Annotated in this window: 3 protein-coding genes; all 3 read left to right on the plus strand. The window is 76.4% G+C overall.

Annotation, left to right across the window (positions count from 1 at the left end; genetic code table 11):
- Positions 1–808, plus strand: an 808-nt coding sequence (gene trpA / locus K6U79_11645; GenBank protein MCL6523007.1) for a tryptophan synthase subunit alpha, incomplete at its 5' end; no start/stop codon positions are given.
- 15 nt (positions 809–823) lie between these two features.
- Positions 824–1,399 (plus strand): HDIG domain-containing protein, encoded by a 576-nt coding sequence (locus tag K6U79_11650; GenBank protein MCL6523008.1) that lies wholly within the window; start codon positions 824–826, stop codon positions 1,397–1,399.
- Positions 1,400–1,463: 64 nt separating this feature from the next.
- On the plus strand, positions 1,464–2,126 hold a 663-nt coding region (locus tag K6U79_11655), incomplete at its 3' end, for a rod shape-determining protein (GenBank protein MCL6523009.1).

Raw genomic sequence — 2,126 nt, forward strand, 5'->3', positions numbered from 1 at the left:
GGCGCCCGAGGGCGCCCGGCGCGTCGCCGAGGCCCTCCTGCGGAGCCGGAGCGGCGGCAGGGTGCCGCTGGTGGCCTACGTCATGTACGGCGACCCCGACCCGGAGCGCTCGCTGGAGGCCGCCCTGGGGGCGCTGGAGGGGGGCGCGGCGGTGCTGGAGCTGGGCCTGCCCTTCTCCGACCCGCTGGCCGACGGCCCGGTCATCCAGGCGGCGGGAGAGCGGGCGCTGGCCGCCGGCACGCGGCCCTCGCGCATCTTCGACGACCTCGGCCGTCTCCTGGCGGCCGCCCCGGGGGCGGCGGTCTGCCTGATGAGCTACGTCAACCCCGTCCTCGCCTACGGCCCGGAGCGCTGGCTGGCGGAGGCGGCCCGGGCCGGGGCGGCCGGCGTCATCCTGCCCGACCTGCCCCCCGAGGAGGCGGGGCAGCTTCCGCGGCGGGCGCGCGAGCTGGGGTTGGCCTGGATCCCGTTCGTGGCGCCGACGGCGACGGAGGCGCGCCTGCGCGCCGCCCTGGCGGTGGGCTCGGGCTTCGTCTACGGGGTGGCGCTGACCGGCGTGACGGGGGCCGCCGGAGGCCTCGATCCGCGCGTCCCGGGGCTGGTGCGCCGCGTCCGGGCCCTCAGCGACTGGCCGGTGGCGCTGGGCTTCGGCGTCGCCAGCGCCGCCGACGTCCGGGCGGCCGGGGAGGTGGCTGACGCCGTCGTGGTCGGCTCGGCGCTGGTCCGGCTGGTGGCGCAGGGAGGAAGCGGCCGGGAGATCCGCGAACGGCTCCGCCGCGGGGTGGCCGAGCTGCTCGGCCGGCCCTAGACGGACGACGGGAGGATGGGAGGGAGCGGATTGGTCTCGCGCCAGGAGGCGCTGGCCCTTCTCTACGAGTTCACGCTGAGCCCCAACCTGCGCAAGCACGGCCTGGCGGTGGAGGCGGCCATGCGCGCCTACGCCCGCCGCTTCGGAGAGGACGAGGAGCGCTGGGGGCTGGCCGGTCTGCTGCACGACTTCGACTACGAGCGCTGGCCGGAGCCGCCCGGCCATCCCCTGCGCGGAGCCGCCATCCTGGAGGAGCGCGGCTACCCGCCCGACGTGGTGCACGCCATCCGCGCCCACGCCGACTATACCGGCGTCCCGCGCGAGAGCCGTATGGACAAGGCGCTCTTCGCCTGCGACGAGCTCTCCGGCTTCATCGTCGCCTGCGCCCTGGTCCGTCCGGGGCGGGACATCGCGGGGCTCGAGGTGGGCTCGGTGCGCAAGAAGCTGAAGGACAAGGCTTTCGCCCGCAACGTCAGCCGCGCCGACATCGAGCGGGGGGCGGCCGAGCTGGGCGTTCCGCTGGACGAGCACATCGGCGTCGTCCTGGAGGCGCTCAAGGGCATCGCCGCCGACCTCGAGCTGGGCGGCTGAAGCCTGGCAGACTTTTTGCGTTGTGGCGCCGCCCGCACCGGCACTAGCCTCGCGGTGGAGAGGCGTGCCGGGAGGGTGGATGGAGACGTTGGCTGCAATCGGTTTCTCCGGTCGGGCCGCCCCCTGGCAGGGCGGCTTCGGCCTCGATCTGGGCACCGCCAACCTCCGCCTGGTGGACGGGCGGGGCCGGCGACTTGAGGCGGCGGCGGTGCTGGCGCGCGAGAGCGGCGGCGAGCGGCGGGTGGTCGCCTTCGGCGACGAGGCGCGCCGCATGGAGGGGCGCACCCCGGGCGGTCTGGAGCTGGTCTGCCCGATCCGCCGGGGTGCCATCGCCGACTACGATGCGGCCGAGGTGTTGCTCCGCCTTCTCTTCCGGCGCTTCGGGGGCGGCGGTCGCCTGCGCCGGCAGCGTCCGGTGCTGGTCGCGGCCCGCTGGGGGCAGAGCCAGGTGGAGGAGCGCGCCGTCGAGCAGGCGCTGGAAGCCGCCGGGGCGGGCCGGGTCGGCTTCCTGGCGGCGCCGCTGCTGGCGGCCATCGGACTCGGGCTGGAGGTGGGCGAGCCGCGCGGCCGGCTGATCCTGGAGATCGGCGCCAGCGAGAGCTCGGCCGCCGTGATCACGGCCGGGGGCGTCGCCCTGGCGGGACGCTGGCCCGTGGGCGGCATGGAGATGGACGAGGCCGTCCAGCGCTGGTTTCGCCAGGAGCACGGACTGGTCGTCGGCCGGCCG

The organism is Bacillota bacterium, assembly GCA_023511835.1.
GTDB lineage: Bacteria > Bacillota > Sulfobacillia > JAIMAT01 > JAIMAT01 > JAIMAT01.

What these genes read in the sequence shown, in the direction of transcription:
- K6U79_11650 (MCL6523008.1), top strand. Translation starts at nt 824, where the DNA reads ATGGGAGGGAGCGGATTGGTCTCGCGCCAGGAGGCGCTGGCCCTTCTC.